General features: G+C 62.5%; 27 protein-coding genes. 23 read left to right on the forward strand and 4 right to left on the reverse strand.

The annotated features are described in order from the left end of the window. Positions 1–207: 207 nt before the first annotated feature. The gene (locus AC3ISG_RS12250) at positions 208–1,098 is read right to left on the reverse strand and encodes a LysR substrate-binding domain-containing protein (RefSeq protein WP_489299414.1); all 891 of its coding nucleotides are present in this window, start codon (positions 1,096–1,098) and stop codon (positions 208–210) included. Between the two features lie 222 nt (positions 1,099–1,320). On the opposite strand from AC3ISG_RS12250, the gene AC3ISG_RS12255 reads away from it, so the two are divergent. The 9 genes from AC3ISG_RS12255 (at position 1,321) to AC3ISG_RS12295 (ending at position 9,710) form a co-directional block, all read left to right on the forward strand. Beyond that, positions 1,321–2,397 carry an ABC transporter substrate-binding protein gene (locus tag AC3ISG_RS12255; RefSeq protein WP_489299415.1) on the forward strand — a complete coding sequence of 359 codons (1,077 nt, stop codon included), beginning with the start codon at positions 1,321–1,323 and terminating at the stop codon, positions 2,395–2,397. A gap of 102 nt (positions 2,398–2,499) precedes the next feature. Next, a complete protein-coding gene (locus tag AC3ISG_RS12260; RefSeq protein ID WP_122537026.1) occupies positions 2,500–3,573 on the forward strand; it encodes an ABC transporter ATP-binding protein in 1,074 nt (357 codons plus the stop codon). Continuing rightward, on the forward strand, positions 3,560–4,432 hold the full coding sequence (locus AC3ISG_RS12265; RefSeq protein ID WP_489299416.1) for an ABC transporter permease: 873 nt from the start codon (positions 3,560–3,562) through the stop codon (positions 4,430–4,432). Before AC3ISG_RS12260 ends, AC3ISG_RS12265 begins: the two co-directional genes overlap by 14 nt. A gap of 6 nt (positions 4,433–4,438) precedes the next feature. Beyond that, the gene (locus tag AC3ISG_RS12270; RefSeq protein ID WP_489299417.1) at positions 4,439–5,236 is read left to right on the forward strand and encodes an ABC transporter permease; all 798 of its coding nucleotides are present in this window, start codon (positions 4,439–4,441) and stop codon (positions 5,234–5,236) included. Then, on the forward strand, positions 5,233–6,375 hold the full coding sequence (locus AC3ISG_RS12275; protein ID WP_489299418.1) for an NAD(P)/FAD-dependent oxidoreductase: 1,143 nt from the start codon (positions 5,233–5,235) through the stop codon (positions 6,373–6,375). The genes AC3ISG_RS12270 and AC3ISG_RS12275 overlap by 4 nt, the downstream gene beginning before the upstream one ends. Then, on the forward strand, positions 6,365–6,748 hold the full coding sequence (locus tag AC3ISG_RS12280; protein ID WP_489299419.1) for a (2Fe-2S)-binding protein: 384 nt from the start codon (positions 6,365–6,367) through the stop codon (positions 6,746–6,748). The genes AC3ISG_RS12275 and AC3ISG_RS12280 overlap by 11 nt, the downstream gene beginning before the upstream one ends. Beyond that, positions 6,745–8,139, forward strand: a complete 1,395-nt coding sequence (locus AC3ISG_RS12285) for an FAD/NAD(P)-dependent oxidoreductase (RefSeq protein WP_489299420.1) — start codon at positions 6,745–6,747, stop codon at positions 8,137–8,139. The genes AC3ISG_RS12280 and AC3ISG_RS12285 overlap by 4 nt, the downstream gene beginning before the upstream one ends. Positions 8,140–8,161: 22 nt before the next feature. Further along, a complete protein-coding gene (locus AC3ISG_RS12290; RefSeq protein WP_489299421.1) occupies positions 8,162–9,322 on the forward strand; it encodes an NAD(P)/FAD-dependent oxidoreductase in 1,161 nt (386 codons plus the stop codon). A 37-nt stretch (positions 9,323–9,359) separates the two neighbouring features. After that, on the forward strand, positions 9,360–9,710 hold the full coding sequence (locus tag AC3ISG_RS12295) for a RidA family protein (protein ID WP_420793043.1): 351 nt from the start codon (positions 9,360–9,362) through the stop codon (positions 9,708–9,710). Between the two features lie 62 nt (positions 9,711–9,772). On the opposite strand, the gene AC3ISG_RS12300 is transcribed toward AC3ISG_RS12295, so the two are convergent. Continuing rightward, positions 9,773–10,015 (reverse strand): hypothetical protein, encoded by a 243-nt coding sequence (locus AC3ISG_RS12300; RefSeq protein ID WP_122537034.1) that lies wholly within the window; start codon positions 10,013–10,015, stop codon positions 9,773–9,775. Positions 10,016–10,317: 302 nt separating this feature from the next. On the opposite strand from AC3ISG_RS12300, the gene AC3ISG_RS12305 reads away from it, so the two are divergent. The 5 genes from AC3ISG_RS12305 to AC3ISG_RS12325 all read left to right on the forward strand — a co-directional run bounded on the left by AC3ISG_RS12305 (position 10,318) and on the right by AC3ISG_RS12325 (position 16,522). After that, on the forward strand, positions 10,318–10,860 hold the full coding sequence (locus tag AC3ISG_RS12305) for a P-loop NTPase family protein (RefSeq protein ID WP_489299422.1): 543 nt from the start codon (positions 10,318–10,320) through the stop codon (positions 10,858–10,860). 240 nt (positions 10,861–11,100) lie between these two features. Beyond that, positions 11,101–11,583 carry a (R)-mandelonitrile lyase gene (locus AC3ISG_RS12310; protein WP_272631773.1) on the forward strand — a complete coding sequence of 161 codons (483 nt, stop codon included), beginning with the start codon at positions 11,101–11,103 and terminating at the stop codon, positions 11,581–11,583. Positions 11,584–11,741: 158 nt separating this feature from the next. Continuing rightward, positions 11,742–12,647 (forward strand): LysR family transcriptional regulator, encoded by a 906-nt coding sequence (locus AC3ISG_RS12315; protein WP_489299516.1) that lies wholly within the window; start codon positions 11,742–11,744, stop codon positions 12,645–12,647. Between the two features lie 321 nt (positions 12,648–12,968). Continuing rightward, positions 12,969–14,078 carry an MFS transporter gene (locus AC3ISG_RS12320; RefSeq protein WP_489299423.1) on the forward strand — a complete coding sequence of 370 codons (1,110 nt, stop codon included), beginning with the start codon at positions 12,969–12,971 and terminating at the stop codon, positions 14,076–14,078. 71 nt (positions 14,079–14,149) lie between these two features. After that, positions 14,150–16,522, forward strand: coding sequence for a pyrroloquinoline quinone-dependent dehydrogenase (locus tag AC3ISG_RS12325; RefSeq protein ID WP_489299424.1), 2,373 nt, complete (start codon positions 14,150–14,152; stop codon positions 16,520–16,522). A 92-nt stretch (positions 16,523–16,614) separates the two neighbouring features. Here the strand turns inward: AC3ISG_RS12325 and AC3ISG_RS12330 are convergent, their stop codons facing one another. Further along, on the reverse strand, positions 16,615–17,010 hold the full coding sequence (locus AC3ISG_RS12330; RefSeq protein ID WP_489299425.1) for a PA0061/PA0062 family lipoprotein: 396 nt from the start codon (positions 17,008–17,010) through the stop codon (positions 16,615–16,617). A 187-nt stretch (positions 17,011–17,197) separates the two neighbouring features. Continuing rightward, the gene (locus AC3ISG_RS12335; RefSeq protein ID WP_489299426.1) at positions 17,198–17,722 is read right to left on the reverse strand and encodes a cyclophilin-like fold protein; all 525 of its coding nucleotides are present in this window, start codon (positions 17,720–17,722) and stop codon (positions 17,198–17,200) included. Positions 17,723–18,596: 874 nt separating this feature from the next. Here AC3ISG_RS12335 and AC3ISG_RS12340 point away from each other — a divergent pair. From AC3ISG_RS12340 to AC3ISG_RS12380, 9 genes are all read left to right on the forward strand, one after another. Next, positions 18,597–19,508, forward strand: a complete 912-nt coding sequence (locus AC3ISG_RS12340) for a methyl-accepting chemotaxis protein (RefSeq protein ID WP_489299517.1) — start codon at positions 18,597–18,599, stop codon at positions 19,506–19,508. Between the two features lie 9 nt (positions 19,509–19,517). After that, complete coding sequence (locus AC3ISG_RS12345; protein WP_122537040.1) at positions 19,518–19,886, forward strand: response regulator; 369 nt, start codon at positions 19,518–19,520, stop codon at positions 19,884–19,886. 23 nt (positions 19,887–19,909) lie between these two features. Beyond that, the gene (locus tag AC3ISG_RS12350) at positions 19,910–20,197 is read left to right on the forward strand and encodes an STAS domain-containing protein (RefSeq protein WP_122625001.1); all 288 of its coding nucleotides are present in this window, start codon (positions 19,910–19,912) and stop codon (positions 20,195–20,197) included. A 68-nt stretch (positions 20,198–20,265) separates the two neighbouring features. Next, the gene (locus AC3ISG_RS12355) at positions 20,266–22,323 is read left to right on the forward strand and encodes a chemotaxis protein CheA (RefSeq protein WP_489299427.1); all 2,058 of its coding nucleotides are present in this window, start codon (positions 20,266–20,268) and stop codon (positions 22,321–22,323) included. Between the two features lie 29 nt (positions 22,324–22,352). Then, positions 22,353–24,011, forward strand: coding sequence for a methyl-accepting chemotaxis protein (locus tag AC3ISG_RS12360; RefSeq protein ID WP_489299428.1), 1,659 nt, complete (start codon positions 22,353–22,355; stop codon positions 24,009–24,011). 37 nt (positions 24,012–24,048) lie between these two features. After that, complete coding sequence (locus tag AC3ISG_RS12365; RefSeq protein WP_122625003.1) at positions 24,049–24,588, forward strand: chemotaxis protein CheW; 540 nt, start codon at positions 24,049–24,051, stop codon at positions 24,586–24,588. 9 nt (positions 24,589–24,597) lie between these two features. Next, the gene (locus tag AC3ISG_RS12370; RefSeq protein WP_122537045.1) at positions 24,598–25,407 is read left to right on the forward strand and encodes a CheR family methyltransferase; all 810 of its coding nucleotides are present in this window, start codon (positions 24,598–24,600) and stop codon (positions 25,405–25,407) included. After that, positions 25,404–25,937 carry a chemoreceptor glutamine deamidase CheD gene (cheD, locus tag AC3ISG_RS12375; RefSeq protein WP_489299429.1) on the forward strand — a complete coding sequence of 178 codons (534 nt, stop codon included), beginning with the start codon at positions 25,404–25,406 and terminating at the stop codon, positions 25,935–25,937. Before AC3ISG_RS12370 ends, cheD begins: the two co-directional genes overlap by 4 nt. Continuing rightward, positions 25,900–26,982, forward strand: coding sequence for a protein-glutamate methylesterase/protein-glutamine glutaminase (locus tag AC3ISG_RS12380; protein WP_489299430.1), 1,083 nt, complete (start codon positions 25,900–25,902; stop codon positions 26,980–26,982). The genes cheD and AC3ISG_RS12380 overlap by 38 nt, the downstream gene beginning before the upstream one ends. Positions 26,983–26,986: the final 4 nt, after the last annotated feature.

Below are 26,986 nucleotides of genomic sequence, written 5' to 3' on the forward strand. Positions count from 1 at the left end.
TAAAGCCGGTCCTACTATGGGTATGCGTTCGCCCTGTAGGACTGGCTTTAGCCGGGAAGGCGGCGGATGTCACACCGCTGAATATGTGCCGCCCACTCTGGCCTGTTCCCGGCTGAAGCCGGTCCTACTAGGGGTATGCGGTCCTAGCCTGCTGCATATGTCGCATCACCGGGCAGCGGCGCTCCCGCAATGCAGCCGCATTCAGCCCTAAAAAACGATGTTCCGGTAGAAAGCCTTCAACGTATCAACGAATTCTTCGGACAATTTCGTCCGCGTCTGGGCCGGTGCCCACATGACGTAGGTGGGGAAGAGGATCTGCGGCACGAACGGGCGGATGACGATGTCGCGGTGGCGAAAATCCCGGGCCACCAGCGGGTGGGCGAGGGTGATGCCCATGCCCAGTGCCACCATCTCGCAATTGATCGCGCTGTACTGGGCCTCCACGGTCATGACCCGCTCAACGCCGGCCTGCTCGAACAGGCCGTCGACCAGTGCGCGGGTGCCATCGCCGTGGCACAGCGAAACAAAAGTCTCTCCCTCCAGATCGGTGAAGGTGATCTGCGTTCGGCTTGCCAACGGATGGGACGCCGGCAGCACGCAGACCGCCGCCACTTCGCTCAGCAGCTCGATCTGCTGGCTGTCGACATCGCCGGGGTGCACCACAATCCCCACGTCGCAGAACTGCGACTTCACCCACTGCTCCACAGTGGGCGAGGAGTTCACGTGGAGGGACACGGTCAGCTCCGGTCGCGTCTCGGTGAACGCTTTCAGCACCCGGGGAATCATGCTCAGCCCGGTCGACGGCACCGCCGCCACCCGCAAGCGCCCCGTGCCGAGGTTGCGGATGTTCTTCGCCGACAGCTTGAGGCTGTCCAACCCGACATAGGCGCGCTCGACCTCCTGAAAAAACGCCTGGCCCTCCTGGGTCGGAATCAACCTCACGCCGGCGCGCTTGAACAGGGTCAGCCCGGTGCTGAGTTCCAGCTGGGCGATCAGCCGGCTGATGTTGGGTTGCGAGGTAAACAACACCTCGGCGGCAGCGGTCATGGAGCCCAGGCGCATGACGCTGCGGAAGGCTTCGATCTGTCTCAGGTTCATGGGGTGCCCCATATCAAATATGAATAACTAAGCCGTATATCCGTATTTGACCATATGGACACCCCGTCGCAATACTCGAACCCGCCACCCATAGCGCACATGAAGATGCGCCACCCCGCGATGGATTCGCCGGGAGCATGCACGCTGCATGCAAGGCTTCGGTTCACGCCGAAGCGACTGACGCATTGTTCGATCTGCCCCCATGCACTTCGGAGATAGTCTGTGAATAGCCTTGACCTTCCCTCAGCAGCACGACCGTTTCGTCCCTTCCATCGCAGTGCCGTGGCCATTGCCCTGACGCTCGCCGCCATGGGCAGTGCGCCGGCCTTCGCCGAGACCACGCTGTACGTCGCCGGCGTCGGCGGCTCCACCGAGCAGATGTACAAAAACCGCGTCATCCCGGCCTTCGAAAAGCAACACAACGTCAAGGTCGTCTACGTCGCTGGCAACTCCACGGAGACCCTGGCCAAGCTTCAGGCGCAGAAAGGCCGTCAGCAGATCAACGTCGCGATGATGGACGACGGCCCGATGTACCAGGCGTTGCAGATGGGCCTGTGCGAAAAGCTCAGCGACGCGCCGATCTACAAGGACCTCTATCCGCTGGCGCGGTTGAGCCCTGAGGCCACGGGGATTGGCGTGGTGGCGACCGGCATCGGCTACAACGAAGACGCGTTCAAGAAGCGCGGCTGGGCGGCACCGGATTCCTGGGAAAACCTCACCGACCCACGCTTCAAGCAATTGCTCGGCATGCCGCCGGTGACCAATACCTATGGCCTGCACACGCTGGTGGAAATGGCCCGGCTGAGGGGCGGCGGCGAGAAAAACATCGACCCCGGCTTCAAGGCGCTGAAGGACGAAATCGGCCCCAATGTGCTGGCGTGGGTGTCGGCCCCGGGCGAGATGGACGGCATGATGCAGAATGGCGACATCGTCATGGCGGTGTACGGCAGCGGTCGGGCCGTGGCGTTGCAGGGCACCGGCTTCCCGCTCAAATTCATCTACCCGAAGGAAGGCGGCATCGCCTTGCAGGTCGCCGCGTGCAGCGTGACACCCAACGCGCAATCCGAGCTGGCCCAGGCGTTCATTCAGTACGTGCTGTCACCTGAAGTGCAGGAAATCCAGGCGCGGGAGAATGGTTTTGCGCCGGTGAACCAGACCGTCAAGCTGCCGGACGACGTCGCCGCACGCATGCCGTACGGGCCGGAGAAGGTCAACGCGCTGATCAAGGTCGATTGGGAAACCATCAACCCGCAGCGCAGCGAGTGGACCACGCGCTGGAACCGCACCGTCGAGCGTTAGGGTCACCGATCGCTTGCGCTGACTGACAGTCGCTGATCGACCTACGCGCCGATCGTCCCGAGCACCCTTCTGGAGACGCAGGTCCGCCTGCGTGGCACGCCCATGGCATTTCTCACCCTCGAAGGCATCGTCAAGACCTACGGCACGTTCCGGGCCATTGACGGTTTGAACCTGGAAGTCCGGCACGGCGAGTTCATCGCCTTGCTCGGCCCGTCCGGGTGCGGCAAGACCACCACGCTGCAGTCCATCGCAGGCTTCGTGCAGCCCACCGAAGGCCGCATCGTTCTGGACGGTCGCGACATCACCCACGTGCGCCCTGAACAGCGCGGGCTGGGCATCGTCTTCCAGAGCTATGCGTTGTTTCCGCACATGACCGTGGCGCAGAACATCAGCTTCGGCCTGGAAATGCGCGGCGTGCCCAAGGCCGAGCGCGGCAAGCGGGTCGACGAAGCACTGGACTTGGTGCGGCTGGCCGGCCTCGGTGAGCGCTACCCGAAAGCGCTTTCGGGCGGTCAGCGCCAGCGGGTGGCGATTGCCCGCGCCCTGGCGATCCGGCCGAACCTGTTGCTGCTTGATGAGCCCATGTCCAACCTCGACGCCAAGCTGCGCGAAGAGATGCACATCGAGCTGCGGGCGATTCAGCGCGAGCTGGGCATCACCACCATTCTGGTGACCCACGATCAGGTCGAAGCGATGACCATGAGCGATCGCATCGCGGTGATGCAGAAGGGCCGCATCGTGCAGATCGACACGCCGTTCGAAGCCTACGAGCGGCCGCATTCGCCTTTCGCGTCGGCGTTCCTCGGCAAGACCAACGCTTTCGCCGGCGCGGTGCAATTGCGCAACGATCGCTGCTGCCACGTGCAGGTCCACGACACGTTGATGCACGTGCCCCACGAAGACCGCGCGCTGGGCAATGACGTCAACGTCTACATCCGCCCGGAAAAAATCCGTCTGGTGGCGGTCGGCAGCGGGCGGTTTTCCGGGCGCGTCAGGCTGCGGGTGTTCCTCGGCAATCTGTGGTTGATGGCGGTGGAAAGTCGCCTGGGGCTGGTGCACATGACCTTGCCAAACCTCGGCACGCCGCCCCCGGAGGAGGGCAGTGAGGTCGGGCTGGACTGGTCCGACGATGACCTGCGTCTGCTGGACCGGGAGGTCGCCCATGGCCAGGTATGACGCCGAACGGGTGGGCGTGGCGCCCTGGCTACTCAGCGGGCCGGCGTTACTGGTGTTCATCGCGCTGTTACTGGCGCCTTTGCTGCTGACCGCCGTGCTGTCGTTGAACCTGTTCAACGACACCGACGGCGTGGTGCCGAGCTACAGCCTTGGCAATTACCTGGAGGTGTTCAAGGACGATTACTTCCACGAGATATTCCTGCGGACCGGCGGCATGGCGCTGGCCGTCACGGTGCTGTGCGTGCTGCTGGGCATTCCGGAAACCATCATCATCGCGCGTATGGCGCCGCGCTGGCGGTCGCTTTTCCTGCTGGTGGTGCTGGGGCCGCTGCTGATTTCCGTGGTGGTGCGGACCCTGGGCTGGGCGATTCTGCTGGGCAACAACGGCCTGATCAACGATGCCTTGCAAGCCCTGGGCATCGCCGATCAACCGGTGAAAATGCTGTTCACCCAGGTCGGCGTGGTCATTGCCCTGACCCATGTGCTGGTGCCGTTCATGGTCATTGCGGTCTGGGCAACCCTGCAACGGCTGGACCTTCAGGTCGAGTGGGCGGGGCTGTCCCTCGGCGCGTCGCGGCTGACGGTGTTCCGCCGGATCATCCTGCCGCAGATCATGCCCGGCGTTTTGTCCGGCTCGATCATCGTCTTCGCCCTGGCCGCTTCGGCCTTCGCCACCCCGGCGATCATCGGCGGTCGGCGCCTGAAAGTGGTGGCCACGGCCGCCTATGACGAGTTCCTCGGCACCCTCAACTGGCCCCTCGGCGCGGCCATCGCGATGCTCCTGCTGCTGGCGAATCTGATCATCATTCTGGGTTGCAGCAAACTGGCCGAGCGCCGGTTCAAGCAAGTCTTCGAGTAGCCGACCATGCACAAGAACGGATTTTTCTCGCTGCTGTTCCATGCCCTGTTCGTCACCTTCATCGTCGCGCCGCTGGTGGTGGTGATGGCCATGGCGTTCACCAGCAAGGGCTACCTGTCGCTGCCCACTGACGGCCTGTCACTGCGCTGGTTTCGGGCGCTGACGGACAACCAGGAAATGCTCGACGCCTTCGCCTTGTCGATCAAACTCGGCCTGGCCTCGGCGACCATTGCCGCGTTGCTGGCGATTCCGGCGGCACTGGCCATCAGCCGTTATGACTTTCCCGGCCGGGGCGCGGTGACCGGGTTTCTGCTGTCGCCGCTGATGATTCCGTCAGTGGTGCTGGGCATCGCGTTCCTGCGCTTCTTTTCCCTGGCGCAGATCGGCGGCTCGTTCTGGGCACTGACCCTGACCCATGTGATTGTCGTGCTGCCCTATGCGCTGCGCCTGACGCTGGCCTCCACCATCGGTCTTGAGCGCGACATCGAGCAAGCCGCGCTGTCCCTGGGCGCCAGTCGCTGGACCGCGTTCTACCGGGTGGTGCTGCCGCGGATTCGCACCGGGGTGGTCGGCGGCTGGATGCTCGCATTCATCCAGAGCTTCGACGAACTGACCATGACCGTGTTCGTCGCAACCCCCGGTACCACCACGCTACCGGTGGCGATGTACAACCAGATTTCCCAGACCATTGACCCTCTTATTACCGCGGTTTCAACGGTGTTGATCGTCGGCACGTTGCTGCTGATGCTGATATTGGACCGAATGGTCGGATTGGACCGGGTGTTGATCGGAGAAGGCAAATGAGCCAGGGCACACAGAGGGACATTCAATCGGACGTGATCGTCATCGGCGGCGGGCTGGTGGGCACGGCAGTCGCTTACGGCCTGGCCCGCAGCGGCGCCGACACCGTGGTGCTGGACCAGGGCGACGATGCGTTTCGTGCTTCACGGGGCAATTTCGGGCTGGTCTGGGTCCAGGGCAAGGGCCACGACTTGCCGGACTATTCGCGCTGGACGCAGTCGTCGGCGACCCGCTGGCCTGACTTCGCTCGGGCGCTGATGGCCGACAGCGGCGTGGACGTGCAGCTCCACCAGCCCGGTGGCTTCCATATGTGCTTCAACGACGAGGAGTTGATCGAGCGGCAATCGCGTCTGCAAACCCTGCAGGACGCCCTTGGCGATTACCCGTTCCAGATGCTCGACGCCGCTGAACTCAAAGCGCGCCTGCCGTTGATCGGCCCGACTGTGGTGGGCGCCAGCTACACCCCCCTGGACGGCCACGTCAATCCATTGAAGCTGTTGCGCGCGCTGCACACCTCGGCCCAGGCCAAAGGGGCGCGGTTTTACGGCGGCATTCAGGTGGATGACATCGACGGCGCCACCGGTGAGTTCTGCGTCACCGCCGGCCATCAACGCTTCATCGCGCCAAGAGTGGTGCTCGCTGCCGGACTGGGCAATCCAGGGCTGGCCCGGCAAGTCGGCCTGCACGCGCCGGTGGCGCCCAATCGTGGCCAGGTCCTGGTGAGCGAGCGGGTCCGGCCGTTTCTCGACCACCCGACGGTCCATGTCCGGCAAACCGACGAAGGCACCGTTCAGCTGGGCGATTCCATGGAGGAGGTGGGTTACGACGACAGCACCTCCACCCAGGTGCTCGAAGCCATCGCCCGGCGTGGGGTCGCGACGTTTCCGCTGTTGCGGGAGGTGCGGCTTATCCGTGCCTGGGCGGCGCTGCGCGTCCTGAGCCCCGACGGCTTCCCCATTTATCAGCAATCGGCCAGCCACCCGGGCGCCTTCGTGGTGACCTGCCACAGTGGCGTGACCCTGGCCGCTGCCCACGCCCTGCGCATCGCGCCGTGGGTGATGGGTGGCGCCATGCCTGACGAGCTCGGCGCGTTCGCCGGTGAGCGTTTCCTGACTGACAAGGTGTTTTCCCATGCGCACTGATCCGCAGTTCCAACCGGTCATGAATGAGGTCAGGTCGACGCGGACTGTCAGCCTCAGCTTCAACGATCAAGCCTTTGAGGTGCCGGCGGGCATCAGCGTCGCGGCGGCACTGCTCATGTCGGGCATCAACCGTTTCCGCGCGACGCCGGTGAGCGAATCGCCCCGGGCGCCGTATTGCATGATGGGCGTGTGCTTCGAGTGCCTGGTGGACATCGACGGCGTGCCCAATCGCCAGAGCTGCCTGATCGAAGTGGCGCAGGGCATGCGCATCCACTCCCAAGAAGGCGCACGGGACCTGATTTTTCAGGGCGGCAACGTGCAAACCGGCAATGAGCAAACCGCCAGTGTGCAGACCGTCGAGGTGCAGCCATGAATGGTCTTTTTGGCAGCGTCGCGGAAGCGGTGGACGTGGTCGTCGTGGGCGCAGGTGCCGCCGGCATGGCAGGCGCCGTGGCCCTGGCCGGGCTCGGGTTGCAGGTGGTGTTGCTGGACGAGCAGGGCAGCCCGGGCGGACAGATTTATCGGGGCATCACCCTCGCGCCGCTGTCGCGGAGGGATCTCCTCGGCGCGGATTACGCCCACGGCAACGTGCTGGCTCAGGCCCTGGCGTCGTCATCGGTGCGCTATGAAAAGGGCGCGGCGGTCTGGCAGGTGACCCGGGACCATCAGGTCAGCTACCTGCATGACGGGCGTCTGCGCACGCTGCAGGCCAAGGCGGTGTTGCTTGCGACCGGGGCGATGGAACGACCGTTTCCGATTCCGGGCTGGACCTTGCCCGGCGTGATGAGCGCAGGCGCCGCGCAGATTCTGCTGAAAAGCGCAGGGCTCGCCCCGACCGAGCCGGTGGTACTGGCCGGGTGCGGCCCGCTGTTGTACCTGCTGGGCTGGCAATACCTGCGCGCGGGCGTGCCGATCAAGGCCTTGGTCGACACCACGCGGCCGGAAGATTACTGGCGGGCGCGGCGTCATCTGTTCGCGGCGCTGCGCGCCTGGCCGTATTTGCGCAAGGGGCTGGAATTGATGCGCAGCCTGCGCAGCGCGCGCATCCCGCACCACACCGGCGCCGAGCAACTGGCGATCGAGGGTGACGAAGCCGCCGCTGCGTTGACCTTCACCGTCGGCGGCCAGGCTCAGCGTATCGCCGCGCGCTGCATACTGCTGCATCAAGGCGTAGTGCCGAACATTCAATTCAGTCAGTCGTTGCGCGCACGGCATCATTGGGATGTGGACCAACTGTGCTTCAGCCCTGTGATCGATCCCTGGGGTGAGCTGGACGTGCCGGGGATGTTCGTCGCCGGTGACGGCGCCGGCATTGGCGGGGCTCAGGCCGCGGCCGTGCAGGGCGAGTTGGCGGCGCTGGGCATTGCCCAACGGCTGGGCACGCTGGATGCAGGTCAGCGTGATCAGCGAGCCGATGCATTGCGTGAGAAGCTGGCGTTGAACCTGCGCATCCGGCCGTTTCTCGATGCGCTGTACCAGCCGAAGGAAGCCAACCGCATCCCCGCCGATGAGGTCATCGTCTGCCGGTGCGAGGAAGTCACGGCGGGGGACCTGCGCAAGTTCGTCGCCCTGGGCTGCGCCGGCCCCAACCAGGCCAAATCGTTTGGGCGCTGTGGCATGGGGCCCTGTCAGGGCAGGATGTGCGGACTGACGGTGACGGAGGTGATCGCCAAGGCTCGCGGCGTGTCGGCGGCGGAAGTGGGTTACTACCGCATTCGTCCGCCGATCAAGCCCATCACCCTGGGGGAACTGGCCGGTGAGTGAGGCGCGGGCAAGGCACAGCGACGTGCTGGTGATAGGCGGCGGCATCCATGGCCTGAGCACCGCACTGCATCTGGCCCAGCGTGGCGTTGAGGTCACGGTGCTGGAGGCTGATTACTGCGGTCGGCATGCCTCTGGGGTCAATGCGGGCGGGGTTCGAACCCTGGGCCGTCACGAGGCGGAAATCCCGCTGGCGCTGTCGTCCCGCGAACTCTGGCACGACCTTGTCCAGACGCTGGACGACGACGGCGGTTTCGTGCCCAGCGGCCAGCTCAAGCTTGCGGAAACCGCTGCAGAACTCGACGAGTGCCGCCAGCGCGTCGAGCACTTGCAGCGCCTGGGTTTCACCCACGAAGTGCTGATCGACGCTCAACAGGTATTTGAAATCATTCCTACGGTTGCCCGGCATGTGGTGGGCGGCATCTGGGTCAAGGATGACGGCTATGCCATTCCCTACAGAACCGTGACGAGCTTTCGGCTGGCCGCAGGGAAGCTCGGCGTGAAAGTGCTTGAAACGACGCCGGCCCAGCGCATCGAGCAACGCGGCAGTGAGTGGCAGGTCACCACGCCCGCTGGGGTGTACAGCGCGGGGCATCTGGTGATTACCGCCGGCGCCTGGGCGCGGGAGCTGGCAGAACAGATCGGCGAGTCGGTGCCGGCCCACCCCGAAGGCCTGATGCTGATGGTGACCCACCGCGTCGCGCCGTTTTGCGCGCCAGTGCTGGGGGCGACTGGCCGCTCGCTGTCGTTCAAGCAATTCTCCAACGGCACGGTGGTGATTGGCGGCAAGCTGATTGGCAGCGTGGATTTCCCGGCGCGCCATGGTGAAGTGGATCTGGCGCGCCTGGGCATCAGCGCGAGGACCGTCACCGACCTGTTTCCCCACCTCAAACACCTGGGCGTCAATCGGGTCTGGGCCGGTGTTGAAGCCTTTACCGCTGACGACTTGCCGGTGATTGGTGCGAGCCGCAAGGCCAGTAACCTCAGTTACTCGTTCGGATTCTGCGGCAGTGGTTTCCAGATGGGCCCCGGTACCGGCAAGCGCCTGGCCCAGCAGATCCTCGGCGAGCACTCGGACATTTCGCTGGAGGCGTTCGACATAGGACGTTTTGATACCGCAAGGCTCGATGAGCCGCGTTCAGGCGGCTCCCACATCCCGACACACTTACCTTTAGTTGCCCGTTAATGCCTCACACCCTCCCAACACATCAGGAGTTCACATGCTGGAAATCAATCGTATCGAAACCAACCAACGCATGAGCCGTGTCGTGCAGTGCAATGGCTTTACCTTCCTCGGCGGCCAGACCGCAACGGACCGCTCCCTCGACATCAAAGGGCAGACCGCGCAAGTGCTGGAGAAGATCGACAACTATCTGGCCAAGGCCGGCCTGGACAAGACGCGGATTCTCACCGCCCAGGTCTGGCTCTCGGACATCGCGGCGAATTTCGCTGGCATGAATGAAGTCTGGGACGCTTGGGCACCGGAAGGGCACGCACCCGCACGGGCCACCGTGGAATCACGTCTGGCAGCGCCGGATTTGCTGGTGGAAATCACCGTGGTTGCGGCGGGCTGAGTCAGCTGCTGCAGGAATGAACTGCGCCGGGCCGGGGCTTGCCTCCGACCCGGCGTTGCCGCTCAAGGGCTGACAGACGCTTCGGCGGAGTTGGTGACGAGGTGGTTTTTGGTGGTGCGACGCTGTTGCGTGATCAGCACCTGAGGCACCGATGAACAGTGGTATTTGATGCCTTTCCTCGTCGGCATCAGCGCGACGCTCTCCATGCATTCTGCGCGGGTCGAATACGCCGTCGGCTGGTTCTCGTCCAGACATCCTTCCGCACCGGAACACATACTCATTACAACCACAAAAATGCTCTTCATTGCTCACATTCCTTTCAGGCAATCACGGCGCGGGACAGCGGGTGTGAAGCGATTTTGAGGGGTGGTAATGGCAGAAGGCAATGGCGGTTCAATGCATTTCGTCGGGAATATGACGCTTTTGGACTTTTTGTGGATTAGCGCGTCGTTTGGCAGTCGGTAAATTGACGTCATGTTTTTTAAAAGGGTGTTATGTGTTTAAACCTGCAGCCAGTTCTTCGACGGATCCAGAGCATTAAGCACGTCAGATCCCTTCAGAAATCTTTAAACTTCAGCCAGTTTTTACGCCGAGAAAGGGGGCTCGCATGCAGCGCATCATGATTGTGGGGCAGCCGGGGTCTGGCAAAAGCACGTTGGCCCGGAGATTGGGCCAGCTGACCGGGATTCCCGTCGTTCACATCGACACCATCCATTGGCAACCTCGGTGGGTCGAGCGAAGCGCGGCCGAGAAGACTCGCCTGTGTCTTGAGGTTGAAGCTCGCGATCAGTGGATTTTTGAAGGGGGACACTCGACCACGTGGGCCCACCGCGTTGGCCGGGCGGATCTACTGGTATGGATTGATCGCTCAACGGTGCTGCGATTCTGGCGCGTGCTGGTCCGCGCTGTGAGGCACCGGGGACGGACTCGGCCAGACCTTCCCGCGGATTGCCCGGAGCAGCTTGACAAACTTGGGGAGTTATTCCGGTTCATGTGGACGACCCGCAAGGTGTCGCGGGAAAAGATGCAGCAACTCGTCGCCACAGCTCCACCGGGGTGCCGGGTAGTCCGACTGCGCTCAAACCGACAGACCCGCAGGTTTCTCGCGACGATAGAGGCAGGGGCTGCTTACTCTCTCAATGGGTTCTGATTCATGCGCATAGCGGCGGGTATTCAGTGCCGAACCGGGCTGCGACCCACCGCTGCACACGAGCCTGGTTGCGTAAGGCCAGATTGATGAGGGCGGAGGCGGTCAGTGTCATTCCTGGTTCCATTTCCGAACAGGGATTCATGAGCATCGCTCACTGCTGTTTGTCACAGGGCCCTGTAGTACATCGGTAACGCGTGAATTAGGTTGAAGGCCAAACCTCTTTCACCCAGGAGCTCGCCCATGAACGCAGTTGCAGCACTCTCGACACTGGTGATGATGCTGATGGTCGCCAACGCTCAGGCGGACGGCAGCACGCCCGCCATGACCCTGGTCCCGAACGGCTCGCAAGCTTCGATTCTCGGGAGCCCGGCGATGTTTGTCGGCACGGTGCGCATCGATCCATTGGTCTCCGCGAATGAGCCGTCCCGGGTCTCGGCGGCCTATGTCACGTTCGGGCCCGGCGCGCGTTCCGCCTGGCACACGCACCCGTTGGGGCAAACGCTGGTGGTGACCGCAGGCACGGGCTGGGTGCAGCAGCAAGGCGGGGAGAAACAGGTGATTCGTCCGGGGGACGTCATCTGGACGCCGCCGGGCGTCAAGCATTGGCACGGCGCCACGGCACAGACAGGTATGACCCACATGGCGATCCAGGAATTCCTCGATGGCAAGAATGTGGAATGGATGGAGCCCGTTTCCGATGCCCAGTACGAGGCCTCCCGATGATCCTCGCCCGACACGCGTTGACTGCTGAGCGATGCTCAGCTCACTTATGACCTGCGCTCATCCAAGGAATGCGGCGAACCCGGATATACTCCGTCCAATCCGCGTGTTCGGGATCAACCCGTCCCTTGCCGTTCGAGACGCCCTTGCGTAGGTAAATGATGCAGCTCACCCGTGCCAACCTCGCCGATTTCATGTACTTCCTGGCCGTCGCCCGACATTTGAGTTTCAGCCGTGCGGGATTGGAGGTCGGCATCAGCCCGTCGGCCCTCAGTCATGCGATCAAGGCGCTGGAAGCCAGGCTTGGCGTGCGCTTGTTGAACCGGACCACCCGCAATGTCACCTTGACCGATGCCGGTCAGGAGCTGCTGGCGTCGATTCGTGAACCCATCGACCGCATCGACCAGGCGATGGACGTGCTCAACCGCTATCGGGACGAGCCGACGGGGAGGATCAGGCTGAATGTGTTCAGCGATGCCGCGCTGTTGCTGCTGGCGCCGGTATTACCGCTGTTCGGTGAGCGTTACCCGGACATCGAAGTGGATATTTCGATCTCCAACAGCATGGTCGACGTCGTGGAAGGCGGCTTCGACGCCGGCATGCGCTTTGGCGCAACGGTGCCTGAAGGGATGATCGCGCATCGCCTGTCCCCGGACGTGCGCTGGGTGGTCGCCGGCACGCCCGACTACCTGCGCAAATGGGGCACTCCCGTTCACCCTGAAGACCTGAAGCAACATCGCTGCCTCAAGTTCAAGGTCGGCACCGGCAAGATATACGACTGGGAGTTCGAAAAAGAAGGCGTTCAGCTCGCGGTCCCGGTCTTCGGTGGCGTGATTCTCGACGAGACGCGGATGGCGATTGCACTGGCCTGCGAGGGCAGTGGACTGATATACGCCGCTGAACCGATCCTCGCGCCTTACGTGAAAAGCGGTTCCCTTGAGTTGGTGCTTGAGGACTGGGCGAGTGTGAGTCCGGGGTTCCATATCTACTATTCCAGCTATCGCCAGCAACCGCTGGGGCTGCGCCTCCTGATTGACATGATCCGGGATATTGCCCCGCTGGGGTGATCCGCTACGGCTCAGACCGGGACGCCTGACGCTTTCCCGGCTAAAGCCGGTCCAACAGGGTGCTCCCGATTCCCGTCATTAATGAGCAATGCTCATCACCGCATCACACGCACCCCGATAGGCGAGGGCTGACGTCGCCTGTACCGTGACGCCACTCAATCCATCAAAACCGGCGCTCGTCGCACATCACCCTGGCGTGAGGCGATTGCACGGGCCGGACACGTGTCGAGGGCATCAATGCGTACTGCTGAGCTACAAAGAGCCGAGCCTGAAATAGCCAGGCCTGATCGAGGTGTGTGGAGCGCCGTAGGGGCAATGGCCATGTGTGTGGCCATGCTCATCTCATCCGAATTCATGCCGGTCAGCCTGCTGACACCGATTGCCTCGGACCTCGGCGCGACCCAGGGGATGGCCGGCCAGGCGATCTCGATTTCGGGACTGTTTGCCGTCTTCACCAGCCTGTTCATGTCGGTCATCGCCGGGCGCATTGATCGTCGGTACGTGTTGATCGGCTTGACCAGTCTGATGCTGGCCTCGCTGATCCTGATTGCCGAGGCGCCGAGCTTCCTGGTCCTGATGATTGCGCGCGCCGTGCTGGGGATCGCCATCGGCGGGTTCTGGGCACTGTCCACGGCGACCGTCATGCGGCTCGTTCCTTCCGATACCGTGCCCAAGGCCCTCGGCATCATTTTCACCGGCAACGCCATCGCCACGGCATTTGCGGCACCCATCGGCAGCTACCTGGGCGGCATCATCGGCTGGAGAGGCGTGTTCTGGGGGCTGGTCCCGCTGGTGCTGATCAACCTGCTGTGGCAGTGGATCAGCCTTCCGTCGATGCCGCCCAAGTCGGCGGGCTCGGTCCGTCAACTGTTCGCGCTGCTGCGTCGTCGCCACGTGGCGTTCGGCATGATGGCGGTGATGTTGACCTTCGCCGGTGCGTTCTCTGCGTTCACCTACTTTCGGCCGTTCCTTGAAACTTACACGCACGCGACCACCCCGCAGCTGTCGCTGTTCCTGCTGGGGCTCGGTGTCGCGGGTTTTGCCGGCACCTATGCGGGTACGGCGCTGGTGAATGAGCGGATGTATGCGCTGTTGCGCTGGCTGCCATTGCTGCTGGCAACGGTGACGCTGTTGATGCTGCTGTTCGGCCACCTCAAGCCTGGCGTCGTCGTGGCGATGATTTGCTGGGGCGGGCTGAACGCCGCGATTCCGGTGGCCTGGTCGACCTGGCTCAGCAAAAGCGTCAGTGATGACCCGGAAAGTGGCGGCGGCTTGCTGGTTGCGGCGATCCAGCTGTCGATCATGGTCGGTGGCGCTTTGGGTGGCTTGCTGCTGGACCACGTGTCCATTGCCGCGACATTCATTGGCGCCGCCGCATTGCTGGTGCTGGGCGCCATGATCGTCGGTAATGGCACTCGCTTGCGCGGCTGAAACCGGCTTCGAAGCCCAGCCCCGCCCCGACCGCAGCACAACAGACCATCACAGACAGGCACATCATGCGCATGGAAAACAGAACAGCCCGTCTCTTCAGACAGGGCGTTGGCGGATTATTGGCCATTTTGGGTGTCGCCATGGCCTTGGGCGGTGCCGTGTTGCTCAGTGACGGCGGATCTGCCTGGTACGGGGTGGCAGGCATCGTCTGGGTCATCTGTGCCATCGGCGTGTTCCGGCGCGACCATCGCGTCATCCCGCTCTACGGCGTTTTATTGGCCGCGACGGTGGCGTGGAGTGTCTGGGAAGCGGGGTTTGACGGTTGGCAGTTACTGCCACGGCTCGGACTGCCTGTGCTGCTGGTCGTTCTGCTGGTCGCCAGCACCGTGGGGCTTCGAGCTCCGCGCCGATCGGCATGGCTCGGCTCGCTGGCGGTTTTACTGGTGAGCGTGGCGGTGGGCGCTGTGCTGCATGGCCAGTCGGTCGAGGCACCTGACCCGCTGCTGCGCGCAGGCGTATCGAGCCGCTATCCCCCGGCAAACGCCATGACCGAGGCGGCCGCTCGCCAGGATTGGCCCGTTTTCGGCAATGATCAGGGCGGCACACGGTTCAGCCCGCTGACGCAGATCACGCCCGACAACGTTCAGCAATTGCAAGTCGCCTGGGAAGCTGAGACAGGCCCTATGGGGCCGGGACCGGAAGGTGGTCTGGAAGTGGTGCCGATCATGGTCGGCGATACGCTTTATGCGTGTAACGATCAGAATCGCGTCACTGCGCTTGATGCGGAAACCGGCAAAGAGCGCTGGCATCAGGACATTTCAGGCGGCACGGCGGCATCCGGCAAACCCTGCCGAGGCGTCGCTTTTTACCAGGTGCCTAATGCCGAAGGACCCTGCGCTCAACGGATCATCGCACCCAATCAGATGCCCGGGCTGGTGGCCCTTGATGCGCGCACTGGTGAGTTCTGCGAGCACTTCGGCGACAAGGGTTTCGTCGACCTGAGAGAGGGCATCAAGGCCTACCCCCACGGCCTGTATTACGTCAGCTCGGCGCCGCAGATCATTCGCGGCAAGGTGGTCGTCGGGGGCGGAATTCCGGACGGTCAGTACTGGGGCGGGCCGTCCGGAGTCATCCGCGCTTTCGATGCAGAGACCGGCCAACTGGCATGGGCCTACGACTCCGAGCAGCCTGATCGTAAGGGTGCTCCGCCCAGTGGCGAGGTTTACTCACCGTCCTCACCGAACAGCTGGGCACCGATCAGCGCCGATGAAACCCTCGGCCTGGTCTATCTGCCCATGGGCAATGCAACCCCCGACAACTTTGGCGGTTTGCGTCGGCCGGGTGACGATCAGGTCTCCAGCTCGGTCATTGCGCTGGACGCTGAAACCGGTCGGTTGCGCTGGCATTTCCAGACCACCCATCACGACATCTGGGATTACGACGTGCCGGCTCAGCCGACGCTGGTGGATTTGCCCGTGGACGGCGTCATCCGCCACGCGCTGATTCAGGCGACCAAGCGAGGCGAGGTCTTCGTTCTCGATCGAGAGACGGGCACACCGATTGCGCCCGTTCAAGAGCAGGCAGTGCCTCAGGGCGGGATAGCAGAGGGCGAGCGGTTGTCGGCGACTCAGCCTGCGTCGATCGGCCTGCCTGCGTTTCGCCAGCCGACGCTGCAGGAACGTGACATGTGGGGCATCACCCCGCTGGACCAGATGCTGTGCCGGATTCAGTTTCGCCAGTCTCGCTACGAGGGGCACCTGACGCCGATTACCTTGGGCAAGCCCGTGCTGATCGCGCCGGGTTCGGCCGGAGGGATCAATTGGGGCGGTGTGTCGGTGGACCTCGACCATGGCGTGATGGTTGTCAACTGGCTGCGAATGGTGGACCGCGTCGAACTGGTCAGCCGGGAGGAGGCGGTTGAACGCACGTTCAGGCTGTCGGACGGCCAGAGCCCGGGCGGTGATGCCCAGCGGCCCATGCTCAACACGCCTTACGGCGCGTACGGCACCACTTTCCTGTCCGCACTCGGCACGCCCTGCAATGCGCCGCCGTGGGGACTGATTTCGGCAGTGGACCTGGCCAGCGGCAAACTGCTCTGGTCCAGACCGCTGGGGACGGCAAGGGACACCGGTCCGCTGGGCATTCCCTCGATGCTGCCTGTGACGGTGGGTACGCCAATGACCGGCGGCTCGGTCAGCACCCGCAGTGGTCTGATCTTCATTGCAGCGACCGCCGAACGCACGATTCGCGCACTGGATGTGCACAGCGGTGAAGAGCTCTGGTCGGCGCGGCTGCCGGGCGCAGGCAATGCGAGCCCCGTGACTTATATCGGTCCCCGCAGCGGCAGGCAGTTCGTGGTGATTGCGGCAGGGGGCAAGAAGGCGCTCAAAACGCGGCTGAGCAACAAGATTGTGGCGTTCGCATTGCCGGCGCCCGAACCCTGAAACGGCAGCGTGGCATCCACACATTTGCTGGGTGCCACGCTCGACGGGTTCAGTTCCTAGTGCCTGCCGGACCGATTGGCTGGATTGGCTGATTAAAGGCAAGGCACCTTGCCGGCTTGAGCCACCTCAACGCCTCGACTGTCCAGCAGCGACACCTTGACCTCTGCATCCGCTCGGCTCTGTACCAATGTATAGCGTTCATCGGCTGCAAACCCGTCGTAATCGAGTGTCGCGTTGCAGCGACGATGACTGTTCTGATACCCGATCATCACAATCCCCAGTTCCATCGAATGCCTGCCTGGCGAAACAATGAAGTGATTCAAACTGTTGGCCTGATTTCCGTCGAGACGTCTTGCGATCATGTCGTCTCCTGCATGGGCCTCAATGTCGACGATGGACTTTCCAGGTTCAGCGCGCGGTGTTCCAGTGGTGCAGCCGGCTATCGCCGCGGCAGACAATAAAGCTGTCGCAAAAGTAAGTAATTTCATGGAGTGCCCGTTCATTAATTGGTTAATGTCTTTAAATATTTAACGCGCACAACGCTTCGCCCGCGGCGCTCGACATGACGGCAGGCGCTGTCACTCAAGAATCGCAACGTGAGTGCTTTCATTATAAAAACGATATCCACCCGTGGGCCGTCAAAAAGCGCAGCCGATTGAGCAAAATCGTCTGACGTTATTGTTTTGAAAAAGTGATGCGTACTGCATTCCTGCCGAAGACGCGGGCCAGTTCGGCGGCATTGTCGATGCGACCCAAACGAGTGTACGAATAGGGCGATGAGAAAGTAGCGTAGAACGCGACCAGCGTGCGTGACCCGTACAGCATCAGATCGCCGCTGTGGATCGTGCCGGGCCGAATCGTACTTGTCGGCAGCGATGTCGGCAGTTCGGCGTGCTTCTCGTTGTTGTTCAGGTCAGGCATGTCGATGGAGAGTGGGAGCAGGGCGGCAAATGCGCGTGCCGCTTGTGTATCCGCCAGGGTGATCGCGAAGCGCGTGTCGCGAACCGTCATCCAGATACGGGATTCCGGAAGCTGCGCGGTGGCTGACGTGGCCGCGGGGGCAGGGCCCACGGGGGTCGCAGGCGAGGCATTGCTGTCGCTCAACGCTGTCAGGCCCAACAGAAGTCCGAAGGCCCGCGTCAGTCCCCTTGCGCCCCCGACATGAGCTTGGGTGAAGAGGGCGAATCCATTGTTGCGCATCCTGTGGGCACCTTATGCAGTAGGGTTATTCGGAGAAAGTTGATCAGCCGTGATGGAGTAAGTGGTCAGCGATCTCATTGCTTTCGCGTCCAATCCCCATCGGATACCTGCTGTCACACCACTCTACGTCGGGGTATTGGCCTGAACCATACGGCTCTCCAGAATGCTTTTATGAATAAACTTCACCAATGCCGGAAAGTTGCAGGGCAGGGCGCGCCAGTTGCCCGGGGAAGGGCGTTTCAATCTCAAGACTTTATATAAGTCTTAATCAGGATGTTTACGATGGTCGATCTTTGCCGAGCCCTGATTCCATCATCCTGCCAACGCGATAGCAGGGGGTTCCGACACGTTGCGCATCGTGCCGCAACAAAAAAGTCTAGGATTTTGCACGTTGGAATTGCTCTCAATCGGGTCATCGTGGCCGGCGGTTACAAGGAGCGCAGGCCTCTTCAGCGTCACGCGACGGTCATAAACCGGACGGAAGGCAGAGGGGGATGACTCAAGTTGTGACGCACTGGGCAGATAACCGTGATGTCAGTTACATACGCAAGTTTGTTCAAGGATCGAACCCATGACCCAGCGTCAATCCATTCGCATTGCCCCTTCTCTTCATCCGCGTGTTCTCTGGTTCGCTTTGATTCCGGTCGTGCCTGCCGTTGCATGGATACTCGCCCAGTCAACCTCTCTCCCGAACCTCATCGCGTGCGCGGCGCTGGTTCTGATCGGCTTTGGCGCAGGTGCCTGGAGTGCTGCTTCCCAGCGTGCCGTGGTGCTGGGAGCCACGGCTCTGGCGCAGGCGGAGCAGTCAGAGGCGGACGCGGCGAGCAACGGCATGACCTCGGGCGTACAACTCAATGAGGTGTTGCTGGGCGCCATGCCGATCTGGGCCCGGCAGGTGGAAAGCTCTCGGTATCAGACCGAAGAAGCGATTGTGAATCTGACCAACCGGTTCATCGGGATCGCCGCGCGATTGCAGGAAACGGTTCAGGCGTCCCAGCGCGCTGCCGGCGAACTTGACGGGCAAACCGCAGACGGGGCGCTTGAAGTGCTGTCCCTCAGCGAAAGCGATTTAAGCCAGGTGATCAATTCGCTCAAGGCCGCTCAGACCAGCCGTGACCAGACCCTGGCCCAGGTGCGCGGCCTCACGGCGTACACCGGCGAACTGCGCACCATGGCCGCGGACGTAGCGGCTATCGCCGCGCAAACAAACCTCCTGGCCCTCAACGCAGCCATTGAAGCGGCGCGTGCCGGTGAAGCCGGTCGCGGCTTTGCCGTGGTGGCCGACGCAGTGCGCAGCCTGTCGAGCAAATCCAGTGAAACCGGCCAGCAGATGTCGGCCAAGGTCGACATCATCAATAACGGCATCACGCAGTTGGTGCACGCCGCATCGAGCAGCGCCGATCAGGACAGCCAATCGGTGGCCGCGTCGGAAAACAGCATTCAAGTCGTGCTCGAGCGCTTCCATAACATCACCGGGCGCCTGGCCGAATCGGCGGACCTGCTCAAGCAGGAAAGCCGTGGCATTGGCGATGAGATGACGCAGGTGCTGGTCGACCTGCAATTCCAGGACCGTGTGAGCCAGATCCTCAGCCACGTGCGGGACAACATGGAAGATTTGCATGTCCACCTGCTCCAGGCGAACGAGACCCCGGACCAGGCGACGTCCCTTGATGCCCGCCAATGGCTGGCGCGCATGGACGCCACCTACGCCACTGACGAGCAGCGGCGCACCCACCGTGGCGAGACGCCCGTGCAGCAGAACTCTCAAGACATCACCTTCTTTTAGGAGCTCATCATGGCGAAGAATGTATTAGTGGTCGACGACTCCAGCAGCGTGCGGCAAGTGGTAGGCATTGCCTTGAAAAGCGCCGGTTACGACGTGATCGAGGCGTGCGACGGCAAGGATGCGCTGGGCAAGCTCACCGGGCAGAAAGTGCACCTGATCATCAGCGACGTGAACATGCCCAACATGGACGGCATCACCTTCGTCAAGGAGGTCAAGAAACTGGCGAGCTACAGGTTCACGCCGATCATCATGCTGACCACCGAGTCCCAGGAATCGAAGAAGGCCGAGGGGCAGGCGGCGGGCGCAAAAGCGTGGGTGGTGAAGCCGTTTCAGCCCGCACAGATGCTGGCAGCGGTGTCGAAACTGATCCTGCCCTGAATCCTTGCGCGGAGGAGGCTGCGATGCCGATCACCCTCGAAACACTCGACGACAGCACCTGCGTCAGCATTGACGGGGAGCTGACGATCTACACCGTCGCCGAGCTGGCGGGCGAGCTGTTGCCGCAGATGGGCGGCGCGCCGCGCCTGATGCTGGACCTCTCGCAGGTCACAGAAATGGATGGCGCGGGGCTGCAGTTGCTCGCGGTCATCCAGCGTGAAGCCGAGAACGCTGGCACCGCCTTAAGTGTCATCGGCCAGAGCCTGGCGGTCACGCAGGCCCTTGAGCTGTGTCGCAAAGCGGCCTCATAGCCAGGCCGCCGCCGCGCCAACCCCAGCCACGTTCATTGCACGTTCATTGATAGACAAGGAAGGTCCAGGTGAGCATCAATCTCGACCAGGCATTGCAGACATTCATCGTCGAGGCCCACGAACTGTTGCAGGTCATGGAGCAATCCCTGCTGCAACTGGAAACCGAACCTGACGACCAGGATGCCATCGGTGCGATTTTTCGTGCCGCGCACACCATCAAGGGTTCGGCCGGCCTGTTCGGCCTGCACCCGGTGGTCAGCTTCACGCACATTGTCGAGGACGTACTCGACCGACTGCGCGACGGCAGTGTGGCAGTCGACTCTCGGCTGATCGCGGTGCTGCTCAAGTGCGGCGATCATATGCTGGAGCTGATCAACGTTGTCGCCAGTCGCGGAGAGACGCTTGAGCCTGCGGCCCTGGAGCGTGAAGCGGCGTTGCGCGAGGCGTTGAGCAGCTATCAGGCGGCGCACCCTGTCCCCGATGCCAGCGCTCAAAAGACTGAAGAAGAGGGCGTTGATGGCGGCGCAGACACGTCCGCCGAGGTGCTCTGGCATATCTCCCTGCGCTTCGGCGTGGACGTGTTTCGCAATGGGATGGACCCGCTGTCGTTCCTGCGCTACCTGGAAATCCTGGGGCAGATAACACAGGTCACGACCCTCACCGACACTATTCCGGCACTGGACAGCTGGGACCCGGAAAGCTGCTATCTGGGTTTCGAGATCGACCTGCGCTCGACGGCCAGCCACGCCACCCTCAACGAAGTGTTCGACTTTGTGCGGGACGACTGTGAGGTGCGCATCGAGGCCATCGACGAAGCGCCCCACAGCGCGGTGGCCATCGGCAGCGAGCTGGTTGCTCAGGCCGAGCAGGGCCCACTGACCGCTTCGGTGCAGCGTCTGCCGGCGGCCAGTGAGCCGAAAGCCCGGGACGGCAACTACGTGCGCGTCAATGCCGACAAGCTGGACGAACTGATCAACCTGGTCGGCGAACTGGTGATAGCGAGCGCCGGTGCCAGCCTGTTGGCCCGTTCCTGTCACAACGACCCGCTGCAAGAGGCGACGTCAACGGTATCGGGACTGGTGGAGGAGATCCTCGATGGCGCACTGCACCTGCGCATGATTCCCATCGGCGACACGTTCAACCGCTTCCGCCGCGTGGTGCGCGACATCAGTCAGGAGCTGGGCAAGGACATCGAGCTGAGCATCAGCGGTGCCGAAACCGAACTGGACAAGACTGTTGTCGAGAAAATCGGCGACCCGTTGATGCACCTGCTGCGCAACGCCATGGACCACGGCATCGAAAGCGCCGATGCCCGGCGCGCTGCCGGCAAGGCGGGGAAGGGCCATCTGAGCCTGAATGCCTACCACGACTCGGGGAGCATCGTCATTGAAATCGCCGACGACGGCAACGGACTCAACCGCGAACGAATCCTGGAGAAGGCTCAAGAGCGCGGACTGGTCGCCAGCGGTGCAGTGCTCTCCGATCAGGAGATCTACAACCTGATCTTCGAGCCGGGTTTCTCCACCGCCGAGGCGGTGACCAATCTGTCGGGCCGTGGCGTCGGCATGGACGTGGTCAAGCGCAACATCACGCTGCTGCGCGGCACCGTCGATCTGGACAGTCGCCCGGGGCAGGGCACCGTGGTGCGCATTCGTTTGCCCCTGACCCTGGCGATCATCAACGGGTTTCTGGTCGGCATCGATACATCCACCTACGTGATTCCGCTGGACATGGTTCAGGAATGCATCGAACTGGACGAACACCAGCGCCAGTCAAGCCGTGACAAGGGCTACCTGGACCTGCGTGGCGAGGTGCTGCCGCTGGTGGACCTGCGTGACCACTTCAGCCAAGAAGGCAGCGCCGGCCGACGCCAGAATGTGGTGGTGGTGCGCTACGCCGAGCACAAGGCCGGGCTGGTCGTCGATGACCTGCACGGAGAGTTTCAGACCGTGATCAAACCGTTGGGCAAGTTGTTTGGCGCACTGCGCGGCATCAGCGGCTCGACCATATTGGGCAGTGGCGCGGTGGCCCTGATCCTCGACATACCGGCATTGCTCAATCAAATCGTACAACTGGAAGCCCGCACGACCCAGGCGCCTTATTCGCCGACCGTTGTCGCTCGCTGACGTATTTGCAACACCATGGAGGTTTCACGATGAAATGGTTCTACGATCTAAAGATTTCCACCAAATTGATCAGCTCATTCCTGGTGGTCCTGGCGCTCACTGCCGCAATGGGCGTCTTCGCCATTCATCAGCTAGGGGGCGTCAACCAGGCGGCTCAGGACATCCGGGGCAACTGGATGCCCTCCATGCGCGCAGCGGCAGGCATGCGTTTTTTTGCCGCCAGCTATCGCCTGAAAGAAAATCGCTCCATCGGTACCGATGTCGCCGAAGAGAAGGCCCAGGCCGAGCGGGAAGCCACCGAAGCCCGCCAGCAGTTTGAAGCCCGCATGGGCACCTATGAGAATCTGCTCTCGAACGAGGAAGATCGTCAGCTCCTGGCGGCGGCGAAAGGCGCTTGGGCTACCTACCTCGCAACCAGCAATCAGCTGTTCGACCTGTCCCGGCAGAACCAGGAAGACCAGGCGCGCAGCTTGCTCAGGGGTGAGTCGAAGGTGCGTTTCGAAGACGTGACCAACCGCCTGCAGAAAATGGTCGAGCTCAATGACGCCGGCGCGACGGCTGCCGGTGACAAGGGCTCTGCGCTGTACGAAGGCGCCCGCTGGGCGATCATTGCGGCGCTGATCGCTGCGTTAGTGATCGGCCTGGGCCTGGCCGTGTTTATCGCGCGCATCATCTCGCGTCCGCTGAGACAAGCCGCCACCGCCGCCGAGCAATTGGCTGAAGGTAACCTCAGTACGCCTATCGAACCGGGGACGAAAGACGAAACCGGCATGGTGCTCAACGCCATGCGCAACATGGTCGGCAAGCTGGGACACATCATCGGCGAAGTGCGCAACGCCGCTGACAACCTGGCCAGCGCCTCCGAGCAGGTCAGCGCCACTGCGCAATCGATGAGCCAGGCGACCAGTGAACAGGCCGCCAGCGTCGAAGAAACCAGTGCCTCGATCGAGCAGATGAGCGCCAGCATCAACCAGAACACCGAAAACGCCAAAGTGACCGATGGCATGGCCAGCAAGGCCGCCAAGGAAGCTACCGAAGGTGGCGATTCGGTCCAGCAGACCGTTGTCGCGATGAAGAAAATCGCCCAGCGCATCAGCATCATCGATGACATCGCCTACCAGACCAACCTGCTGGCCCTCAACGCCGCTATCGAGGCCGCTCGGGCCGGTGAGCATGGCAAGGGTTTCGCGGTGGTCGCGGCCGAAGTGCGCAAGCTGGCCGAACGCAGCCAGGTCGCCGCCCAGGAAATCGGCGAACTGTCTTCCAGCAGCGTGGACATGGCGGAAAAGGCCGGCAAGTTGCTCGGTGAGATGGTGCCGTCCATCAACAAGACCAGCGACCTGGTGCAGGAAATCAGCGCGGCCTCCGAGGAGCAGGCCGCCGGCGTCGCGCAGATCAATACGGCGATGACCCAGCTCAATCAGGTGACCCAGCAGAATGCGTCGAGCAGCGAGGAGCTGGCCGCCACCGCCGAAGAAATGAGCAGTCAGGCCGAACAGCTGCAACAGGCCATGAGTTTCTTCGTGCTTGATTCAACACCCAGGCCCGCTGCCCAAAGCAGCAGCGTGGACAACGCCGGCAGCAAGCCGAGCCATCAGCCGCCACGGGTAAAACCGCAGCCGCCGCGCAAAGCGTTTGCGTACAGCATGGCCAGCGCCCCGGACGAATCGGAATTCACCCGCTTCTGATCACAAAGCATCGATGCGGGATTACAGGGAGAACGACATGGGCGCAGTGATGACCACTCGGCACACCGCGGTTGCGGTGGATGAGGACGCGCAGTACCTGACCTTCATGCTCGGCGGCGAAATGTTTGCCATCGGCATTCTGGGGATCAAGGAAATTATCGAATACGGCAGCCTGACCGTGGTGCCCATGATGCCTGCGTTTGTGCGCGGGGTGATCAATCTGCGCGGCGCGGTGGTGCCGGTGGTTGATCTGTCGGCGCGCTTCGGACGGGCCAACTCCGCAATCACCCGGCGCTCCTGCGTCATCATCATTGAGGCGAGCACCGACGAGGGGCAGGCGCAGGACATCGGTTTGCTGGTCGACACCGTGTCTGCGGTGCAGGAGATTCCGTCCACACAGATTGAACCCCCGCCCAGCTTTGGCGCGCGTATTCGATCCGATTTCATCAGCGGCATGGCCAAGGTCGATGGCAAGTTCGTGATTGTGCTGGACGTGGACAACGTGCTGTCCATCGATGAGATGTCCAGCCTTGCCGAAGCCGGTCAGGCCCCGGCCCTTGATCTCGACCCACGTTGAGGCCCGAACATGGCAGACACCGCTACCATCGATGATCGTGAGTTCGGTCAGTTCCAGAGCTGGCTATACCGCGCGGCCGGCATCAACCTGTCGCCCGCCAAGAAAGCACTCGTGGCAGGGCGCCTGTTCAAGCGCCTCAAGCATTACGAGCTGCAGAGCTATGGCGAGTACTTCAAGCTGATCATGAAGGACGAACGCAAGGGCGAACTGCAGGTTGCCCTGGATTTGCTGACCACCAACGAGACCTATTTCTTTCGCGAGCCCAAGCACTTCGACTTCCTGCGTCAGCAGGTGCTACCCAAGGCCACGCCGGGCAAGGTGTTTCGCGTATGGAGTGCGGCCAGTTCCTCAGGCGAGGAACCCTACAGCTTGGCGATGACCCTGGCCGAAGGCCTGGGGACCACGCCCTGGGAAGTGGTCGGCTCGGACATCAGTACCCAAGTGCTGGCCAAGGCGCGCAGCGGCCATTACGCCATGGGCCGTGCCGAGACCTTGCCTCAGCCGTTGCTGGTCAAGTACTGCCTGAAAGGCATCGGTCGCCAGGAGGGCACCTTCCTGATCGACAAGGCATTGCGCAGCCGCGTCAACTTTGTCCAGGTCAACCTCAACGAAACGCTGCCCGCCCTGGGTGAGTTCGAGGTGATCTTCCTGCGCAATGTGATGATTTATTTCGACCAGCCGACCAAGACCCAGGTCGTCGCACGCATGCTGCCGCTGCTTAAACCGGGCGGCTACTTGATCATCAGTCACTCGGAAAGCCTCAACGGTGTTAACGACACCTTGAAGCTGGTGGCGCCCTCGATTTATCGCAAGCCATGAAAATGCCTGTCGGCGCCGCCGAAGTGGTATTGGCCCCGGGCCAGGTCAGTTTCGCGACGCGTCCGACGCGCTTGCGCACGCTGCTCGGTTCCTGCGTCGCGATCACCTTCTGGCACCCGCAGCGGCTGATCGGCGGCATGTGTCACTTCATGCTGCCAGGACGCCTGCGTCACGATCAGCCGCTGGACGGCCGATATGGCGACGAGGCGCTGGAGTTGCTGCTCAGACACGCCCTTATCAACGGTACTCAGGTCCAGGATTACCAGATCAAGCTGTTCGGCGGCGGCAGGATGTTTCCCGATCAGCCGCGCGACCTGCGCACGCAAGATGTGGCCAGCCTGAATATTCGCGCAGCGCTGGACCTGGCCGAGCGTTACCACCTCCATCTGACGGCTCAGGACATGGGCAGCACCGGTCACCGCACGATCATGTTCGACGTGTGGAACGGCAACGTCTGGGTTCGGCACCAACCAATGGGAACACCTCAACACGATGCCAACAAAAAAAATCAGCGTTCTGCTGGTCGATGACTCGGCCGTGGTGCGCCAGGTGCTGATGGCCATCCTCAGCGACACACCCGACATCCATGTCATGGGCGCGGCGTCCGACCCGATTTTCGCCATGGACAAGCTCGCCCGGGAATGGCCCGACGTGATCGTGCTGGACGTGGAAATGCCACGGATGGACGGGATTACCTTTCTCAAGAAAATCATGAGCGAGCGGCCGACGCCGGTCGTCATCTGTTCCTCACTGACCCAGAAAGGCGCCGAAACCTCTCTGCAGGCGCTGTCGGCAGGGGCTGTGGAGATCATCACCAAGCCCACGACCGGATTGAAGAATTTCCTGATCGAATCGGCAGCAGAGCTCGTTGCAGCGATACGTGCTGCTGCACATTCCAACGTCAGAAACCTGGGAAAGCGCAGCGCCAGCCCGGCGCCGTTAGCCGCGCCGACAGGCAAGCTGACTGCCGATGCCATCCTGCCGGCCGCCAGTGGCCACGCCATGGCACAGACCACCGAACGCATCGTCGCCATCGGCACCTCCACCGGCGGAACCCAGGCGCTGGAAGCCGTGCTCAAGGCTCTGCCAAGGGTCTGCCCGGGCATTGTGATCGTGCAGCACATGCCCGAGAAGTTCACGGCCTCCTTTGCCGAGCGGCTCAACAGCATCTGTGCGATCGAGGTGCGCGAAGCACGTAACAACGACCGCATCCTGCCCGGCCTGGCGCTGATAGCCCCCGGTGGCAGGCATCTGATGGTCACCCGCAGTGGCGCTTATTATCACGCCCAAGTGATCGACGGGCCGCAGGTGAATCGCCATCGACCTTCAGTGGATGTGCTGTTTCGGTCGGTGGCCAAGTTCGCTGGCAAGAACGCCACCGGGATTATCATGACCGGCATGGGCGATGACGGCGCGCGCGGCCTCAAGGAGATGCTCGACGCCGGCGCCGCGACCGTTGCCCAGGATGAAGCGAGCTGCGTGGTGTTCGGCATGCCCAAGGAGGCCATCAAGCTCAACGCTGCCCAGCGGATCATGCCGCTGGAGCATATTCATCAGGCGATACTGAACGGCTAGCCTG

Source organism: Pseudomonas sp. GL_135 (genome assembly GCF_057834665.1).

Coding starts and splice junctions, on each gene's coding strand:
- AC3ISG_RS12250 (WP_489299414.1), bottom strand. CDS start 1,098: ATGAACCTGAGACAGATCGAAGCCTTCCGCAGCGTCATGCGCCTGGGC.
- AC3ISG_RS12260 (WP_122537026.1), top strand. CDS start 2,500: ATGGCATTTCTCACCCTCGAAGGCATCGTCAAGACCTACGGCACGTTC.
- AC3ISG_RS12265 (WP_489299416.1), top strand. CDS start 3,560: ATGGCCAGGTATGACGCCGAACGGGTGGGCGTGGCGCCCTGGCTACTC.
- AC3ISG_RS12270 (WP_489299417.1), top strand. CDS start 4,439: ATGCACAAGAACGGATTTTTCTCGCTGCTGTTCCATGCCCTGTTCGTC.
- AC3ISG_RS12275 (WP_489299418.1), top strand. CDS start 5,233: ATGAGCCAGGGCACACAGAGGGACATTCAATCGGACGTGATCGTCATC.
- AC3ISG_RS12280 (WP_489299419.1), top strand. CDS start 6,365: ATGCGCACTGATCCGCAGTTCCAACCGGTCATGAATGAGGTCAGGTCG.
- AC3ISG_RS12285 (WP_489299420.1), top strand. CDS start 6,745: ATGAATGGTCTTTTTGGCAGCGTCGCGGAAGCGGTGGACGTGGTCGTC.
- AC3ISG_RS12300 (WP_122537034.1), bottom strand. CDS start 10,015: ATGAAGAGCATTTTTGTGGTTGTAATGAGTATGTGTTCCGGTGCGGAA.
- AC3ISG_RS12305 (WP_489299422.1), top strand. CDS start 10,318: ATGCAGCGCATCATGATTGTGGGGCAGCCGGGGTCTGGCAAAAGCACG.
- AC3ISG_RS12310 (WP_272631773.1), top strand. CDS start 11,101: ATGAACGCAGTTGCAGCACTCTCGACACTGGTGATGATGCTGATGGTC.
- AC3ISG_RS12315 (WP_489299516.1), top strand. CDS start 11,742: ATGCAGCTCACCCGTGCCAACCTCGCCGATTTCATGTACTTCCTGGCC.
- AC3ISG_RS12320 (WP_489299423.1), top strand. CDS start 12,969: ATGTGTGTGGCCATGCTCATCTCATCCGAATTCATGCCGGTCAGCCTG.
- AC3ISG_RS12325 (WP_489299424.1), top strand. CDS start 14,150: ATGGAAAACAGAACAGCCCGTCTCTTCAGACAGGGCGTTGGCGGATTA.
- AC3ISG_RS12330 (WP_489299425.1), bottom strand. CDS start 17,010: ATGAAATTACTTACTTTTGCGACAGCTTTATTGTCTGCCGCGGCGATA.
- AC3ISG_RS12335 (WP_489299426.1), bottom strand. CDS start 17,722: ATGCGCAACAATGGATTCGCCCTCTTCACCCAAGCTCATGTCGGGGGC.
- AC3ISG_RS12340 (WP_489299517.1), top strand. CDS start 18,597: ATGCCGATCTGGGCCCGGCAGGTGGAAAGCTCTCGGTATCAGACCGAA.
- AC3ISG_RS12345 (WP_122537040.1), top strand. CDS start 19,518: ATGGCGAAGAATGTATTAGTGGTCGACGACTCCAGCAGCGTGCGGCAA.
- AC3ISG_RS12350 (WP_122625001.1), top strand. CDS start 19,910: ATGCCGATCACCCTCGAAACACTCGACGACAGCACCTGCGTCAGCATT.
- AC3ISG_RS12360 (WP_489299428.1), top strand. CDS start 22,353: ATGAAATGGTTCTACGATCTAAAGATTTCCACCAAATTGATCAGCTCA.
- AC3ISG_RS12365 (WP_122625003.1), top strand. CDS start 24,049: ATGGGCGCAGTGATGACCACTCGGCACACCGCGGTTGCGGTGGATGAG.
- AC3ISG_RS12370 (WP_122537045.1), top strand. CDS start 24,598: ATGGCAGACACCGCTACCATCGATGATCGTGAGTTCGGTCAGTTCCAG.
- cheD (WP_489299429.1), top strand. CDS start 25,404: ATGAAAATGCCTGTCGGCGCCGCCGAAGTGGTATTGGCCCCGGGCCAG.
- AC3ISG_RS12380 (WP_489299430.1), top strand. CDS start 25,900: ATGCCAACAAAAAAAATCAGCGTTCTGCTGGTCGATGACTCGGCCGTG.